The following is a 15,254-nucleotide window of genomic DNA, read 5'->3' on the forward strand; positions in this document are numbered from 1 at the left end:
GTCAGGCGTCGGCGGTGCCGGAGCCGGCCAGCGCCGCCACCCGCTCCACGCCGAACACGTAGCCCTGCGCGCCGCAGCCGGCGATCACGCCGTCGGCACGCAGGGAGACGTAGGAGTGATGGCGGAACGACTCGCGCTGGTGGATGTTGGAGATGTGGACCTCCAGCACGGGCATCCCGTCGCAGGTGTTCAGGGCGTCCAGGATGGCGACCGAGGTGTGCGAGTAGGCGCCCGGGTTGATGACGATCCCGCAGTGGCCGAGGCGTGCCTCGTGGATCCAGTCGACCAGTTCGCCCTCGTGGTTGGACTGCCGGAAGTCCACGGTGCCGCCGTGCGCGGCCGCCGCCTCGACGCACAGTGCCTCGATGTCGGCGAGCGTGTCGAAGCCGTAGATCTCGGGCTGGCGCCGGCCGAGCAGGTTCAGGTTGGGCCCGTTGAGGATCATGATCGGGGCGTTGGCCAGGGTGCGGGGCACGCTTCCTCCGGTCCGTCTGTGCGGTGGGCGGCCCTGGGCGGACCGCGGGTCAGACCGGTGTATCACGGTGCGCCGAGGCGCCCGCGAAGGGCACCGTGCGCCCCCGTAACGGATGGTCACCCTGGGTAGTTGACGCGGCATGCACGATGTACGCACCGTAAGGGTTCCCTCGATGCTGCGGCTGGCGGCCGCCTCGCTCGCCGGGACCGCCATCGAGTTCTACGACTTCTTCGTCTACGGCACGGCCGCGGCCCTGGTCCTGGGACCGCTGTTCTTCCCGACGTTCTCACCGCTCGCGGGCACGCTGGCGGCGTTCGGGACGTTCGGTGTGGGGTTCGTGGCCCGGCCGCTGGGCTCGGTGCTGTTCGGGCACTTCGGGGACCGGCGGGGCCGGCGTCCGGTCCTGGTCGCGTCGCTGCTGCTGACCGGCGCCTCGACGGTCGCGGTCGGCTGTCTGCCGACGTACGGCACGATCGGCGTCGCCGCACCCGTCCTGCTGCTCGTGCTGCGCTTCCTGCAGGGGCTCGGGCTCGGCGGGGAGTGGGGCGGGGCGGTGCTGCTGACCGCGGAGCACGCGCCTGCCGGGCGGCGCGCCCTGTGGTCGAGCTTTCCGCAGATCGGTCCGGCCGTCGGCTTCCTGCTCGCCAACGGGGTGATGCTGGCGCTGTCCGCGTCCCTGTCCGAGGCGCAGTTCGCCCAGTGGGGGTGGCGGGTGCCGTTCTGGGCGGCGGGTGTGCTGGCGCTGAGCGGACTGTGGCTGCGTTCGTCGCTCACCGAGAGCCCGCGGTTCCTGGAACTCGACGACCACGCGCGCGTGCCGATCGCCGAGGTCGTACGCCATCACTGGCGGCTGGTGCTGCTGACGGCGGGGGCGCTCGCGATCGGATACGCGGTGTTCTACGCGGTCACCACCTGGTCGCTGGCGTACGGGACGGAGCGGCTCGGGGTGAGGCGGACGGACATGCTCGTCTGCATCATGGCCGCCGTGGTGGTGAAGGGCTCGCTCACGCCGGTGATGGCGCTGCTGGGCGACCGCTACGGGCGGCGGCCGCTGTGTCTGGCGGGGTGCACAGCCTCGGCGCTGTGGATGTTCCCGATGGTGGCGCTGCTGGCGACGGGCGAGCCCGTGCTGATGTTCCTCGGGTTCACGGGCGCGCTGATCGCCTTCATCGCCATGTTCTCGGTCATCGCCGCCTATCTTCCGGAACTGTACGAGCCCCGGGTGCGCTGCACCGGTGCCGCCGTCGGCTACAACCTCGGCGGTGTGCTCGGGGGCGCGCTCACGCCGATCGTCGCCACGGCGCTGGCGGAGCACAGCGGGCGGGTGCCGTGGGCCGTGGGGACCTATCTGACCGTGGTCGCGCTGCTGAGCCTCGGCTGTTTCGCGCTGCTGCCGGAGACGCGTCCTGTGCCGGTGGCCGTGGCCGAGCCCGTCACCGGGTGACCCGTGCGGCCACCGCCGCCGCTACGGATTGATCGCCAGCTCCAGATAGGCGGCGAACAGCACCAGGTGGACGCCGCCCTGGAGGGGGGTGGCCCGGCCCGGCACGACGGTGAGGGAGCTGACCACCACGGTGAGCGCGAGCAGCACCATGTGCGTGGAGCTGAGGCCCAGGACGAGGGGCCCGGAGAGCCAGATGGAGGCCAGGGCGACGGCGGGTATGGTCAGCCCGATGCTGGCCATGGCGGAGCCCAGCGCCAGGTTGAGGCTGGTCTGCACACGGTCGCGGCGGGCGGAGCGCAGGGCCGCGATGGTCTCCGGAAGCAGCACCAGCAGGGCGATGATCACACCGACGACGGCCTGGTGCAGGCCGGCCGCCTGTACGCCGGACTCGATCGTCGGCGACACGCCCTTGGCCAGTCCGACGACGCCGATCAGGGCGAGCCCCAGCAGCCCGAGGCTGATCCAGGCCGTGCGCGCGGAGGGCGCCTCGGCGTGGTCGTCGCCGTCGATGACCTCGCCCAGTCGGGTGATCGGCAGGAAGTAGTCGCGGTGCCGCACGGTCTGGGTGGCGACGAAGAGGCCGTACAGGATCAGTGAGGACAGGGCCGCGAAGGTGAGTTGGACGCCGGAGAACTCCGGGCCCGGCTTGCTGGTCGTGAAGGTCGGCAGCACCAGGCTGAGCGTGGCCAGGGTCGCCACGGTCGCCAGGGCGGCGCCGGTGCCCTCGGGGTTGAAGACCGCGGTGCCGTGGCGCAGGGAGGCGACCAGGAGGCAGAGCCCGACGATGCCGTTGCACGTGATCATCACGGCGGCGAACACGGTGTCCCGGGCCAGCGTGGAACTCTTGTCGCCGCCGTCGACCATGAGGGTGACGATCAGGGCCACTTCGATGATCGTGACGGCGATGGCGAGGACCAGGGAGCCGAACGGCTCACCGACCCGGTGGGCGACGACCTCGGCGTGGTGGACGGCGGCGAGGACGGATCCGGCGAGAATCACGGTCACCAGGGCGACGAGCGCGACGGGCAGACTGCGGCCCCAGGTGAACAGGAGCAGGACGACCGCGAGCACCGGCACGAGGAACGTCCACTGGGTGGTGAGCGACCTGAGCCGAGTGATCATGCAGCGATGGTGGCAGAGGCGTACGGGGTTCGCATTCCGGTCCTTTCGGATGCCGGGGGCCCGTCGCCGGCGAGGCAGGCCCCCGGGTCGTACGTGTGGTCAGACGTCGATGCTGTCCTTCGACGCGCCTTCGCTCCGGCCCTGCGCCGCCTCGGCCGCCGCCTGCTTCCTGGAGGCCCGCAGGCTGGTGATCGTGGTGACGATCAGGACACCGCAGATGACGCCGAGCGAGACCGGGATGCTGATCTCCGGGACATGGACGCCGGACTCGTGCAGCGCGTGCAGCACGAGCTTGACGCCGATGAAGCCGAGGATGATCGACAGGCCGTAGGACAGGTGGACCAGCTTCCTCAGCAGTCCGCCGATGAGGAAGTACAGCTGCCGCAGACCCATCAGCGCGAACGCGTTGGCCGTGAAGACGATGTACGGGTCCTGCGTCAGGCCGAAGATCGCGGGGATGGAGTCCAGCGCGAACAGGACGTCGGTCGTACCGATCGCGAGCATCACGACCAGCATCGGGGTCATGACCCGCTTGCCGTTCTGCTGGATCCACAGCTTGGTGCCGTGGTAGCGGTCGGCCACGCCGAACCGGCGTTCCGCGGCCTTGAGCAGCTTGTTCTCCTCGAACTCCTCGTCCTCCTCGCCGGAACGGGCCTCCTGGATCAGCTTCCAGGCGGTCCAGATCAGGAAGGCGCCGAAGAGGTAGAACACCCACGAGAAGCTGGCGAGGATCGCGGCGCCCGCGGCGATGAAGACGGCCCGCAGGACCAGCGCTATGAGGACGCCGACGAGCAGCACCCGCTGCTGGTACTGCGAGGGCACCGCGAACTTCGCCATGATCAGGACGAAGACGAAGAGGTTGTCGACGCTCAGGGACTTCTCGGTGATGAAGCCCGCGAAGAACTCGCCGGCGGGCTGGCCGCCGCCGAAGACGAGCAGGCCGACGCCGAACAGTCCGGCCAGGGCGATCCAGACGACGGTCCAGATGCCGGCTTCCTTGATGGATACGTCGTGCGGCTTGCGGCCGATGAAGAAGTCGACCGCGATCAGGGCGGCCAGACCCAGGATGGTGAGGACCCAAAGGGTCACGGATACATCCACTGTGCCTCCGGTTCGTGAATGGCAAAGGGTCAGCGTTGTCGCTGCCGGAGGTCTCTTCCACCCGAGACGGGCCGACGCCCCGGGATCCGGTCGGATCCGTATTGACGGGTGCGCCGCAGCAGACAGGGAGTACTCCCCTCCGTGAGGAAAACAGTACCTCAATCACCAAGGAAAGGTAAAGCGCTGGGTAAAAGAAGAACCAAGACGCCTGGTCAGAGGACTTTACGAACGCTTGGTACGAGCGATCGCCACCTGCCGGAGCACCTCCTGGAGCACCCGGCTGCCGGGCGGCACGAGGCAGGGCTCGTACGTCCAGGCGTGCCCCACCCAGGGGTCGGCGAGGTGATCGTCCGGCACCGGTGTGAGTCGCATCAGTGAACGCCACAGCGGATCGAGCAACGGCCCGTAGGCGGCGGCGTCCTCACGGTCGGCGACCAGCAGGAGATGGACCCCGACGGACGGCCCCTCGTCCGCGAGATAGCGCAGCCGGGTGACGGCCCGGTCGTCGAAACCGTGCGGGAACTCGTTGACGATCAGCAGGTGCCGCGAGAGGTCCAGGCCGGGCGGCAGGGCGTCGGCCGCGCCGCCGCGCACGGCCATCTGCACCAGGTCGACGCGCTCGGTCAGCCGGCCCAGCACGTCCGCCACACCGGCCGCGCCGGTCGCGGGCGGCCCGGCCAGTACGCCGGCTTCCGTCAGCGGAGCCAGCGCCGGGGCACCGGAACCGGCCGGATCGATCACCTGCACACCGAACTCACCGGCCGGATGCGCGGCGAGCAGCCGGGCCGCGAGCAGCACCGCCGTGTGCGGCGCGAGGCGGCGCAGCTCCGCGGTGTCCGGAAGGCCGCCGTCGGAGGTCGGTACGGGACCGCTGTCGATCCACAGGCCCCGCTCCAGGGGCAGCCGGGCCAGCAGCGGGACGCGCAGCGGATCGCTCTCCGGAAGGTGCAGGTCACCCAGTCGTACGGCCAGCGGTGGTTCCGTCGGTACCCGGTAGGCGTGCCAGACGGGGTTGTCCCAGCGGGCGTACGCCGGTGGCAGGGCGGGCTCGACGACCTCGGACTCGGCGGTGAGCTGGGCGAGGTCGCGGTCGAGAACGGCCTGAGCCTGCTCGACCAGCTGGGCGCGGCGGGCGCGGGCCGCCTCGCGGGCGACGTCACCGGCCGAGCCCAGGCGGCTGCGCGGATCGGCGAGGACCTGGTCGAGCTCCTTCTCCATGCGGGACTCGGCGAAGTCGACGGCGCTGCGGTACGCGGCGGTGGAGCGGGCCAGGTCCTCGAACATGCCCCAGACCTGGTTGTACAGCCGCTCGTCCATGGACCAGCCGACCGCGTCACCCGCGACGGGCGCAACCGGTCCGGTGGCCGGGGCGGGCGCGGGCGGTGCCGCCTGGCGACGCCTGGGGTGGGTGTAGTCGACGGGGCCGCCGGGAGAAGCGGCGGCGGGGTCCTCGGAGACCGCGGGGCGGACCTCGTCGGGCGCCGCCTCCGGTCCGCCGGACCGGACCGGCCGGTCGGTGGCGTCGCCGGGTGCCTGGACGTCGTACGGGGATCCGGCGGCGGTGCTGCCCGCGGGTTCGGGGCCGCCGACCGGGGCGGCCGTACGGCGGGTGCGGCCGGCGTCGGTGGGCACCGGGACGGCCCGGGCCGCGCCGCGGGCCACGGCCGCCTCGATCTCGCCGGCGAGTTCGGCGGCCCGCGGCAGGCCCTGGTCGGTCAGGAGCGCGGTGAGACCGTCCGCGTAGCCCTGGCCCACCGCGCGGATCTTCCAGGCGCCCTGCCGGCGGTAGAGCTCCAGGGCCACGACCGCCGTCTCGGCGTCCAGGCCGACGAGGGTGTACCCGGCGACCTCGGTGCCGTCGAGGCCGGTGACCGCGGCGCGCGGCGCGGTGACCGCGCCGAAGCGGTGCGGGCCGCCGGGTGCCACAGGCAGGGCGATCAGGACGCTGACCCGGTGCACGGCCTCGGGCAGGGCGTCGAGGTCGACGGCGAGCCGGTGTTCGGCGGCCGCCTGCCGGGAGACCTCGATGCCGGGCAGGGTGGGTGCGCCGGGATGGACCACCCGGCCGGCGTCCCGCACCAGGCCGGCGTCGTCGGCGAGGGTGGCTCCGGCCGTCACCGGCACCCCGGCCGAGATCCGGATCTCGATCCGGTTGTGCGGGAGCGGGTGGTTCTGCCCGCGCTTCAGCTCGGCCGCCATCGCCCGTGTCCCCCCCTGTGTGGTGTCGTCGTGCGGGTCCTAGAGGACCGGCAGGATCGTGGGCACCAGGTCCTGGAAGGTGCGGCCCTTGGCCGGGACGCCCAGGGCCGTCAGCGTCCAGCCCGCGCCGGACCGGTGCACCTTCGCCATGATCTGGGCGGTGTACTCGCCACCGCCGTCGAGCGTGTAGCGGGCGAGTTCCTGGCCGTTGGTCTCGTCGACCAGCCGGCAGAAGGCGTTCTGCACTTCCTGGAAGGTCTGGCCGGTGAAGGAGTTGACGGTGAAGACGATCTGGTCGATGTGGACCGGGACGCGCGCGAGGTCGACGAGGATGGCCTCGTCGTCGCCGCCCTGCCCCGCGCCGCCGACGAGGTTGTCGCCGGTGTGCCGGACGGAGCCGTCGTCACTCACCAGGTGGCGGAAGAAGACCACGTCGACGGGCTGCTTGTCGGCGAACAGCACCGCGGAGGCGTCCAGGTCGATCTCCCGGGTGCGCGAGCCGAACAGTCCGCGCCGGGGTGCCGCCTTCCAGCCGAGGCCCATGCGGACCGCGCTCAGGGAGCCGCCGTCGTTCTTCTCCAGGCTGATGGCCTGACCCTTGGTCATGTTGACGGTCACGGCTGCTGTCCCCTCGTCGGATGTCCCCGGTTGCCGCTCAGTGCGCGGTTGCCCAAAACCCTATGCAGCACCACTGACAGTGCCGAACCCCGGCCCGCGGTTTGTGTCGGTGTTGCAACACTTCGCGCCCTGGCCGGGGTCCGACGACGGCCCGGGGGTCAGGCCAGGCCCGCCTCCCTCATCTGGCGCAGCTCCTTCTTCATCTCGGAGACCTCGTCACGCAGCCGGGCCGCGATCTCGAACTGCAGGTCCGCGGCGGCGGCACGCATGCGCTCCGTCATCTCCTCGATCTGCTCGGCGAGTTCGGCCGCGGGACGGTCGGTCGGGACCGTCTCCTTCGCCTTGCCCTTGGCCGCCTTGCCGGCCTTCGCGCCCTTCGCCGCCTTCTGGCCCAGTGCCGGAACGGGGGCCTTGCCCGCCTTGCCGTCCTTCTGGTTGCGGTAGCCCGAGCCCAGCAGCTGCTCGGTGTCCACCTCCTCGCGGGCGATCTGCGCGACGATGTCGTTGATCTTCTTGCGCAGCGGCTGCGGGTCGATGCCGTTGGCCGTGTTGTAGGCGACCTGCTTCTCCCGGCGGCGGTTGGTCTCGTCGATGGCCCGCTCCATCGCCGGGGTGATCTTGTCGGCGTACATGTGGACCTCGCCGGAGACGTTGCGCGCCGCGCGGCCGATCGTCTGGATCAGCGAGGTGCCGGAGCGCAGGAAGCCTTCCTTGTCGGCGTCGAGGATGGCCACCAGGGACACCTCGGGCAGGTCGAGGCCCTCGCGCAGCAGATTGATGCCGACCAGGACGTCGTACTCGCCGGAGCGCAGCTCGCGCAGCAGCTCGACGCGGCGCAGCGTGTCGACGTCGCTGTGCAGGTAGCGCACCTGGATGCCGAGTTCGAGGAAGTAGTCGGTGAGGTCCTCGGCCATCTTCTTGGTGAGGGTGGTGACCAGGACCCGCTCGTCCTTCTCGGTGCGCTTGCGGATCTCGTGCACCAGGTCGTCGATCTGGCCCTCGGTGGGCTTGACGACGACCTCCGGGTCGACGAGACCGGTGGGACGGATGATCTGCTCGACGACTCCGTCCCCGCGGGACAGCTCATAGGTGCCGGGCGTCGCGGACAGGTACACGGCCTGTCCGATGCGCTCCTGGAACTCCTCCCACTTCAGCGGGCGGTTGTCCAGGGCGGAGGGCAGCCGGAAGCCGTGGTCGACGAGGGTGCGCTTGCGGGAGGCGTCGCCCTCGTACATGGCACCGATCTGGGGCACGGTGACGTGCGACTCGTCGATGACCAGGAGGAAGTCGTCCGGGAAGTAGTCGAGCAGGGTGTTGGGCGGCGAGCCCGGCGAGCGGCCGTCGAAGTGCATCGAGTAGTTCTCCACGCCGGAGCAGGTGCCGATCTGGCGGAGCATCTCGATGTCGTACGTGGTGCGCATGCGCAGCCGCTGGGCCTCCAGGAGCCTGCCCTGCTTCTCCAGCTCGGCCAGGCGCTCGGTCAGCTCCTTCTCAATGTCGTTGACCGCCCGCTCCAGGCGCTCGGGACCCGCGATGTAGTGGGAGGCCGGGAAGACGTACAGCTGCTGGTCGTCGCTGATGATCTCGCCGGTCAGCGGGTGCAGCGTGGACAGGGCCTCGATCTCGTCGCCGAACATCTCGATGCGGACGGCGAGCTCCTCGTAGACCGGGAAGATCTCGATGGTGTCGCCGCGGACCCGGAAGGTGCCGCGGGTGAACGCCAGGTCGTTGCGCGTGTACTGGATGTCCACGAAGCGGCGCAGCAGCAGGTCGCGGTCGATCTCGTCGCCGACCCGCAGCGGGACCATCCGGTCGACGTACTCCTGCGGTGTGCCGAGACCGTAGATGCAGGACACGGAGGCGACCACGATCACGTCGCGGCGGGTGAGCAGGGAGTTGGTGGCGGAGTGCCGCAGCCGCTCGACCTCCTCGTTGATCGAGGAGTCCTTCTCGATGTAGGTGTCCGACTGCGGGACGTACGCCTCGGGCTGGTAGTAGTCGTAGTACGAGACGAAGTACTCGACGGCGTTGTTCGGGAGGAGCTCGCGGAACTCGTTGGCCAGCTGGGCGGCCAGCGTCTTGTTCGGCGCCATGACCAGGGTGGGGCGCTGGAGCTGCTCGATCATCCACGCGGTGGTGGCGGACTTGCCGGTGCCGGTCGCGCCGAGGAGGACGACGTCCTTCTCACCGGCCCCGACGCGCTTGGCCAGCTCGGCGATGGCCGCCGGCTGGTCGCCGCTGGGCTGGTACGGGCTGACGACCTCGAAGGGCGCCACCGTGCGTTCGATGTGGGATACGGGCCGCATGGCATCAACCGTACGACCCCCCACTGACAACCGGCTCTGATCAGCGATTCTGCGGAGTGCGGGCGCGGTGGTGGCTCGGCCTGCCGCCGACGCGGGGCAGCGGGCGGCGGCTCGGGTGGTGGGTGACCTCGTCGGCCGGGACGCCGGGCTTGTGCTCGGCGGGGAGCCGGCCGGGCCTGCCGAGGAACATCATGGGGTCGAAGACGACGACGGCGGCGGCGAGGCAGAGGAAGGCCAGCGGGCCGACCAGCATGGGGGCGAGCAGGGAGGCGGGCGAGTCGCCGGGGAGCGTGCCGCCGGCGTGGTGGAGGTGGACGGTCATGGCGGCCATGCCGGTGTAGTGCATCCCGCTGACGGCGAGTCCCATCACGAGGCTCGCGCCGACGCTCCAGAGGAATCCGCGGACCCGCCCGGCCGCCCAGAGGGCCGAGGTGGCGGCCACGACCCCGATGACGACCGAGGCGCCCACGGTGAGCGTGTTGTACTGCAGGGTCCCGTTGAGGCGCAGGCCCGCCATGCCGAGATAGTGCATCGAGGCGATGCCCAGCCCGGTGATCGTGCCTCCTGTGAAGAGCGCGGTCCCGGTGGCGCCCCGGTAGCCGACGATGAAGATCCCGACACCCACCATGACGACGGCGAGGCCGAGGCTCGCGAAGGTGATCGCCCTGTCGTAGTGGACCGGTGTCTCCTTGACGCTGAAGCCCATCATGGCGACGAAGTGCATGGTCCATATGCCGGAGCCGATCGCGGCCGAGCCCAGGGCGAGCCAGGCGGGGCGCCAGGACTGTGCCACCAGCATCGCGCGGGTCGTGCAGCGCAGCCCGAGGGCACCACCGAGGCAGGCCATCAGATAGGCCACCAGCGGGGTGACCACCCCGTAGCTGAATCCGTCGACCGTGCCCTGCATACGTGGCTGCCCTTCACCCTTTGCGTCCCGGAATATTTGGAATGCGCCCCCGTCCCAGGACCGCCCGCGCGGTCAGGGTTGACGCAGAGAGTATGACCCGCACCGGAATGGTCGAACGATTTTCCGGCAAAGAAACACGGCCCTGTCGCAGTTGTGCGCCAACGGTGAGCGGACTTGGGAAACTCCATTCAATCTGTGGTCATCCCGTACCCGGCCAACGGCTACTCCTTGCTGTCAGTCTTGTGCTGTCCGTGTTCCCCGACGAGAGGAGTACGCATGCACGCGCGTGCCGTCGCCGCCACGACCACCGCGCTGCTGGGCACCGCCGCGCTGCTCAGCCCCGTACCCGCCGCCCGGGCCGGTGACGCGCGCGAGCCCACGGTGCTCGCGCACCGGGGCGCCTCCGCCTATGCGCCGGAGAACACGCTCGCCGCCGTCGACAGGGCGGCCGCACTGGGTTTCACCTGGGTCGAGAACGACGTCCAGCGCACCAGGGACGGCCGGCTGGTGGTCCTCCACGACGACAGCCTCGCGCGCACCACCGACGTGGAGCAGGTCTTCCCCGGCCGGGCGCCCTGGAAGGTGAAGGACTTCACGGCCGCGGAGATCGCCCGGCTGGACGCGGGCAGCTGGTTCTCCTCCTCGTACACGGGGACGCGCGTGCCCACGCTGACGCAGTACATGCGCAGGATCGAGCACAACCACGAGAAACTGCTGCTGGAGATCAAGAACCCCGAGCTCTACCCGGGCATCGAACGGCAGATCGTCACGCTGCTGGGGAACGAGGGCTGGCTGGACAGCGGGCACCTGCCCCGGCTCGTGGTGCAGAGCTTCAGCGCGGACAGCCTGCGCATCGTGCACGGCCTCAGGCCCGCCGTGACCACCGGCTACCTCGGCACCCCGCCCGTGTCGGACCTGCGCCGGTACGCGGGCTTCACCGACCTCGTCAATCCGTCGGTGGACTCGATCTCCGCCGGATACGTCTCCTCCGTGCACGCGCTGGACGGTCCGCACGGCAAGCCGCTGCGCGTCTTCACCTGGACGGTGGACGACGCGGCCACCACCTGGAAGGCCGTCGGCTACGGCGTCGACGGGATCATCACCAACAGGCCGGACGTGGTGCGGGCCGCGCTGCGCGCGAGCTGAGCGCGAGCGGGCGGGCGTTGTCAGTGGCGGGCCGTACGGTGGGGCGCATGGACAGCGAACGGCAGGACGGGCAGCGGGTGGTGTGGGCCGTCGTGGGCACCGACATCGGTCCGCTGCTGCTGGCGGCGACCCGTGAGGGCCTGGTCACCGTGGTGTTCCACGCCACGGACGCGGTACGCGAGCGGGCTCTGGAGCGGCTGGCGGCCCGGCTGGGTGCCGAGCCCGTCGAGGACGCTACGGCGCCGGTGCTGGCCGAGGCGATACGTCAGCTGCGGGCGTACTTCGCGGGCGACCGGCACGACTTCGAGCTGCCGCTGGACTGGTCGCTGATCTCCGGCTTCAACCGGCAGGTGCTGCGCGAGCTGGCCGCCGGCGTGCCCTACGGCTCCGTGGTCGGCTACGGCGACCTGGCCGGGCGGGTGGGGCAGCCCGGCGGGGCGCAGGCGGTGGGCACGGCGATGGGCGCCAATCCGCTGCCGGTCGTCGTGCCGTGCCACCGGGTGGTGGAGAGCGACGGCGGCATCGGCGGGTTCGGCGGCGGCCTGGAGACCAAGCGGAAGCTGCTCGCCCTGGAGGGCGTCCTGCCGGAGCCGCTGTTCTGAGGCGCCCCGGCGCACGCGGCGGTCAGTCGTAGTGCCGGGCCTCGACGACGTTGCCGTCGGGGTCGCTGAAGTAGAAGGTGCGCGGGGCCTTCCCGCGGGCGCCGAAGGAGTCGTGGCCGATGTCGGTCATGGGGACGGCGTGTTCGGCGAGGCGGGCACGCAGCGCGTCGAACGCCTCGGACGGCAGGGACAGACAGATGTGGTTCACGGGGTGGCCCGCCGAGCCGGGGAGCGCCGGCATGCGCGGGGCGAGGGTGTGCGGCGCGAGGTCGAGGATCGTCTCCTCGTTGAGACGTACGGAGGGGAAGGCCACCTCTCCCGCGGTGAACTCGGCGAGCCGGAGCGGCTCCAGGCCGAGCGTCCGTTCGTAGAAGCCGGCCGCGGCGGCCGGATCGGCGACCCAGAGGACGACATGGTCCAGACGTGCCGTGTGATGCGTCATGCGGCTCAGGCTGGTGGCGTCCGGCACGGGTCGCAAGCGTTTATCCGGGCGTGCCGCCCGCCAGAGATGAGGGAAGACCGACGGACAGGAGGCAGGCGCGTGGTGCTGGTGATGTCGGAAGAGGTCCGTGAGGCGCTCGGGGCGGGCCGGGCGGTGGTGGCACTGGAGTCCACGATCATCGCGCACGGGCTGCCGCGCCCGCGCAATCTCCAGGTGGCGCTGGAGCTGGAGGAGGCGGTACGGCACGAGGGCGCCGTGCCCGCGACCATCGCGGTGCTCGACGGACGGCCCCATGTGGGCCTGGCCAAGGACCAGTTGGAACGGGTCGCCAACGAGGACGGGATCCGCAAGCTGGGCCACCGCGATCTGCCGCTCGCCGTGGCGGCGGGGGCGAGCGGCGCGACCACCGTGTCGGCGACGGCGCAGCTGGCGGCGCTGGCCGGCATCCGGGTGTTCGCGACCGGCGGTCTCGGCGGGGTGCACCGGGAGTGGACGGTGACCCAGGACGAGTCCGCCGACCTCGGGCTGCTGGCGCGGACCAGGATCACGGTGGTGTGCGCGGGCGTGAAGTCGATCCTGGACGTGCCGGCGACCCTGCAGCGTCTGGAGACCCTGGGGGTGGCGGTCGCCGGGTACGGCACGGACCGCTTCCCCGGCTTCTACCTGTCCGACTCCGGTCATCCGGTGGAGTGGACGCTGGAGACGCCGGCGCAGGTCGCCGCGGTCATGCGGGCGCAGGACGCGCTCGACGCGGCGGACACGGCCCTGATCGTCGCCCGTCCGGTCCCCGAGGCGGAGCAGCTCGATCCGGAGCTGCACGCGCGGGTGCTCGCCGACGCGCTGCGCGCGTGCGACCGGGAGGGGATCAGCGGCCAGCGGGTCACGCCGTTCCTGCTCGACCATCTGGTCCGGCACACGGGCGGCGCCTCGCTGGAGGCCAACCTGGCGGCCGTGCGCGGAAACGTACGGCTCGCGGCGCGGATCGCCTCGGCCTGGACCGAGGGGTGACGCCTGCCGGGGAGGGCGCGCTGCTGGTCGTCGGGGATGTCGTCACCGACGTCGTCGCGCGGCACCGGGGGCCGCTGGCCACCGGCACGGACACCGCTGCGGTGATCCGGACCGTGCCGGGCGGGGCCGGTGCGAACGTGGCCTGCTGGGCGGCCCGTTCGGGCTGCGCGGACGTCCGGCTGCTGGGGCGGGTCGGTACGGACGCGGCCGAGTGGCACCGGCGGGAACTGGTCGCGGCCGGGGTGCGGCCACGGCTCGTGGTGGACCCCGAGGCCGCGACGGGGACGGTCGTGTGCCTGGTGGACGGCGGCGACTCGGCCGAGCGCACCTTCCTCACGGACAGCGGGGCGTCGCTGCGGCTGGAGCCCGCCGACTGGTCGGACGGGCTGCTCGACGGGGTCGCCCGGCTACACCTGTCGGGCTATCTGCTGTTCTCCGAGCGGAGCCGGGCGCTGGTGGCGGTGGCCTTGGCTTCGGCACGCGCGCGTGGCGTGCCGGTGAGTCTGGATCCGGCGTCGGCCGGGTTCCTCGCGACGCTGGGCGTGGACCGTTTCCTGGCGCTCGTCGAGGGGGTGGACGTGCTGCTGCCGAGCCGGGACGAGGCCTGTCTGCTGACGGGACTGGCCGATCCGGCCGACGCGGCTGCCGCGTTGAGCCGCCGTGTGCCGCTGGTGGTGGTCAAGGCGGGGGCGGACGGCGCGCTGCTCGCCGAGGCGGGGAGTGTGCCCGAGCGCGTGCCGGCCGAACCGGCGACGCCCCGGGACACCACGGGCGCCGGTGACGCTTTCACCGGGGCGTTCCTCGCCGCGCTGGTCGCGGGCGCGGATCCCGGGCCGGCGGCGGCGTTGGGCTGCCGGGCGGGCGCGAGGGCGGTGGAACGCGTGGGCGCCAGACCGCCCGTCCACGGCTGACACGGGACCGCCGACGGGGTCTACTCCTTGCGGCCCCACGCCGAGATCATCGGGGCGGTGACGAGGTCCATGGCGCCCTCCGCCACGTTGGCGAGGTGCTGGTCGATCTCCTCGTCGGTGGCCAGGCCCGCGGTGACGAGCCGGTCGCGGATCTGCCGGACGGTCGCGGACTCCAGGGCGGTGCAGGCGGGCGAGGCGACGGGGAAGTAGGCGTCGGCTTCGACCTGGTGCAGCCCGGCCTCGCGGAGCAGGTGCGGGAGCTTGCGCCCGTACGACAGGTCGGCGCCGCGTTCGGCGAGGAGGCTGCGGAAGCCCTGGCGCAGCCGGTTGGCGAGCCGCTGCTCCGGGCCGTACTCGTAGGGGCAGGTCAGGGGCTGGAGGGCGGGGTCGGCGTCCTCGATCAGCAGCACTCCGCCGGGGCGCAGAGCCTTGATCATGGAACGTAGGGCGTGTTCCCGGTCCGGGACATGGACCAGGACGAGCCGGGCGTGCACGAGGTCGAAGCCCTCCCCCGGCGGTTCCTCGGTGCCGACGTCGTGGGTGCGGACCTCGACCGGAGCGTGGGCGGCGGTGGCGAGCAGCGAGGTGTCGATGTCGGTGGCGACGACCCGGCCGGCCGGTCCGACCTTCTCGGCCAGCCAGGACACCACCGACGTGCCGCCGGCCCCGACCTCCCAGCAGCTGAAGCCCGGTGCGAGACCCAGGGCCTCCAGGTGCCGGAAGGTGGTGGGGTCGAAAAGGGCGGCGAAGGCGCCGAAGCGCTGCGCGGCCTCGCTCTGGCGGTTGTCGAGGAGGTATCCGTCGGCCTGTGTCATGAAGCGATCATCCCAGTCGTCCGGGTTGCCGCAGCGGTCGACGCCCGGTGGCGCGGCCGGCGCTCGGCGAGGCGCGGCGTACGGCCGCCGGACGCGGGAACTCGTCGACAGGGGGCGGGAAAAGGCCTCGGGAGGCGGGTTGTGCACAGGCGGGAACC

The 15,254-nt window shown here is 71.7% G+C and carries 14 protein-coding genes; 5 read left to right on the forward strand and 9 right to left on the reverse strand.

Features of this window, described 5'->3' with window-relative positions; translation table 11 throughout:
• Position 1: 1 nt before the first annotated feature.
• Positions 2 to 475 (reverse strand): type II 3-dehydroquinate dehydratase, encoded by a 474-nt coding sequence (gene aroQ, locus ACIQOE_RS00885; protein ID WP_401408774.1) that lies wholly within the window; start codon positions 473 to 475, stop codon positions 2 to 4.
• A 172-nt stretch (positions 476 to 647) separates the two neighbouring features.
• Between aroQ and ACIQOE_RS00890 the strand changes: the two genes are divergently transcribed.
• Complete coding sequence (locus tag ACIQOE_RS00890) at positions 648 to 1,919, forward strand: MFS transporter (protein WP_401410061.1); 1,272 nt, start codon at positions 648 to 650, stop codon at positions 1,917 to 1,919.
• Between the two features lie 21 nt (positions 1,920 to 1,940).
• Here the strand turns inward: ACIQOE_RS00890 and ACIQOE_RS00895 are convergent, their stop codons facing one another.
• The 6 genes from ACIQOE_RS00895 to ACIQOE_RS00920 all read right to left on the reverse strand — a co-directional run bounded on the left by ACIQOE_RS00895 (position 1,941) and on the right by ACIQOE_RS00920 (position 10,172).
• Entirely contained in the window at positions 1,941 to 3,041 is a 1,101-nt protein-coding gene (locus tag ACIQOE_RS00895; RefSeq protein WP_351326325.1) for an ionic transporter y4hA, read from the reverse strand.
• A 99-nt stretch (positions 3,042 to 3,140) separates the two neighbouring features.
• Entirely contained in the window at positions 3,141 to 4,142 is a 1,002-nt protein-coding gene (locus ACIQOE_RS00900) for a TerC family protein (protein ID WP_351326326.1), read from the reverse strand.
• 222 nt (positions 4,143 to 4,364) lie between these two features.
• Entirely contained in the window at positions 4,365 to 6,341 is a 1,977-nt protein-coding gene (locus ACIQOE_RS00905) for a TerD family protein (RefSeq protein ID WP_401408778.1), read from the reverse strand.
• Positions 6,342 to 6,380: 39 nt separating this feature from the next.
• A complete protein-coding gene (locus tag ACIQOE_RS00910; RefSeq protein WP_351326329.1) occupies positions 6,381 to 6,959 on the reverse strand; it encodes a TerD family protein in 579 nt (192 codons plus the stop codon).
• A 158-nt stretch (positions 6,960 to 7,117) separates the two neighbouring features.
• Positions 7,118 to 9,265 (reverse strand): excinuclease ABC subunit UvrB, encoded by a 2,148-nt coding sequence (gene uvrB / locus ACIQOE_RS00915; RefSeq protein WP_401408781.1) that lies wholly within the window; start codon positions 9,263 to 9,265, stop codon positions 7,118 to 7,120.
• A gap of 40 nt (positions 9,266 to 9,305) precedes the next feature.
• Complete coding sequence (locus ACIQOE_RS00920; protein WP_365570122.1) at positions 9,306 to 10,172, reverse strand: MHYT domain-containing protein; 867 nt, start codon at positions 10,170 to 10,172, stop codon at positions 9,306 to 9,308.
• Positions 10,173 to 10,448: 276 nt separating this feature from the next.
• Between ACIQOE_RS00920 and ACIQOE_RS00925 the strand changes: the two genes are divergently transcribed.
• Both ACIQOE_RS00925 and ACIQOE_RS00930 read left to right on the forward strand, forming a co-directional pair.
• Positions 10,449 to 11,318: a glycerophosphodiester phosphodiesterase family protein gene (locus ACIQOE_RS00925; protein ID WP_365555413.1), complete on the forward strand. Its 870-nt coding sequence runs from the start codon at positions 10,449 to 10,451 to the stop codon at positions 11,316 to 11,318.
• A 47-nt stretch (positions 11,319 to 11,365) separates the two neighbouring features.
• A complete protein-coding gene (locus ACIQOE_RS00930; RefSeq protein WP_401408786.1) occupies positions 11,366 to 11,920 on the forward strand; it encodes a methylated-DNA--[protein]-cysteine S-methyltransferase in 555 nt (184 codons plus the stop codon).
• Positions 11,921 to 11,942: 22 nt separating this feature from the next.
• Here ACIQOE_RS00930 and ACIQOE_RS00935 read toward each other — a convergent pair whose 3' ends face one another.
• A complete protein-coding gene (locus ACIQOE_RS00935) occupies positions 11,943 to 12,362 on the reverse strand; it encodes a VOC family protein (protein WP_362639185.1) in 420 nt (139 codons plus the stop codon).
• Between the two features lie 99 nt (positions 12,363 to 12,461).
• Between ACIQOE_RS00935 and ACIQOE_RS00940 the strand changes: the two genes are divergently transcribed.
• On the forward strand, positions 12,462 to 13,370 hold the full coding sequence (locus ACIQOE_RS00940; RefSeq protein WP_362639186.1) for a pseudouridine-5'-phosphate glycosidase: 909 nt from the start codon (positions 12,462 to 12,464) through the stop codon (positions 13,368 to 13,370).
• Positions 13,367 to 14,281 carry a PfkB family carbohydrate kinase gene (locus tag ACIQOE_RS00945; RefSeq protein WP_365555408.1) on the forward strand — a complete coding sequence of 305 codons (915 nt, stop codon included), beginning with the start codon at positions 13,367 to 13,369 and terminating at the stop codon, positions 14,279 to 14,281. Before ACIQOE_RS00940 ends, ACIQOE_RS00945 begins: the two co-directional genes overlap by 4 nt.
• A 20-nt stretch (positions 14,282 to 14,301) precedes the next feature.
• Here the strand turns inward: ACIQOE_RS00945 and ACIQOE_RS00950 are convergent, their stop codons facing one another.
• Positions 14,302 to 15,096: a methyltransferase gene (locus ACIQOE_RS00950; RefSeq protein WP_399008485.1), complete on the reverse strand. Its 795-nt coding sequence runs from the start codon at positions 15,094 to 15,096 to the stop codon at positions 14,302 to 14,304.
• Between the last annotated feature and the right edge of the window lie 158 nt (positions 15,097 to 15,254).

This window comes from Streptomyces sp. NPDC091282 (genome assembly GCF_044757385.1).
GTDB classification, from domain to species: Bacteria; Actinomycetota; Actinomycetes; order Streptomycetales; family Streptomycetaceae; genus Streptomyces; species Streptomyces gramineus.

Excerpts from the sequence above, each read along its gene's own strand:
- ACIQOE_RS00890 (WP_401410061.1), top strand. The coding sequence starts at position 648 with ATGCTGCGGCTGGCGGCCGCCTCGCTCGCCGGGACCGCCATCGAGTTC.
- ACIQOE_RS00895 (WP_351326325.1), bottom strand. The coding sequence starts at position 3,041 with ATGATCACTCGGCTCAGGTCGCTCACCACCCAGTGGACGTTCCTCGTG.
- ACIQOE_RS00905 (WP_401408778.1), bottom strand. The coding sequence starts at position 6,341 with ATGGCGGCCGAGCTGAAGCGCGGGCAGAACCACCCGCTCCCGCACAAC.
- uvrB (WP_401408781.1), bottom strand. The coding sequence starts at position 9,265 with ATGCGGCCCGTATCCCACATCGAACGCACGGTGGCGCCCTTCGAGGTC.
- ACIQOE_RS00920 (WP_365570122.1), bottom strand. The coding sequence starts at position 10,172 with ATGCAGGGCACGGTCGACGGATTCAGCTACGGGGTGGTCACCCCGCTG.
- ACIQOE_RS00925 (WP_365555413.1), top strand. The coding sequence starts at position 10,449 with ATGCACGCGCGTGCCGTCGCCGCCACGACCACCGCGCTGCTGGGCACC.
- ACIQOE_RS00930 (WP_401408786.1), top strand. The coding sequence starts at position 11,366 with ATGGACAGCGAACGGCAGGACGGGCAGCGGGTGGTGTGGGCCGTCGTG.
- ACIQOE_RS00935 (WP_362639185.1), bottom strand. The coding sequence starts at position 12,362 with ATGACGCATCACACGGCACGTCTGGACCATGTCGTCCTCTGGGTCGCC.
- ACIQOE_RS00950 (WP_399008485.1), bottom strand. The coding sequence starts at position 15,096 with ATGACACAGGCCGACGGATACCTCCTCGACAACCGCCAGAGCGAGGCC.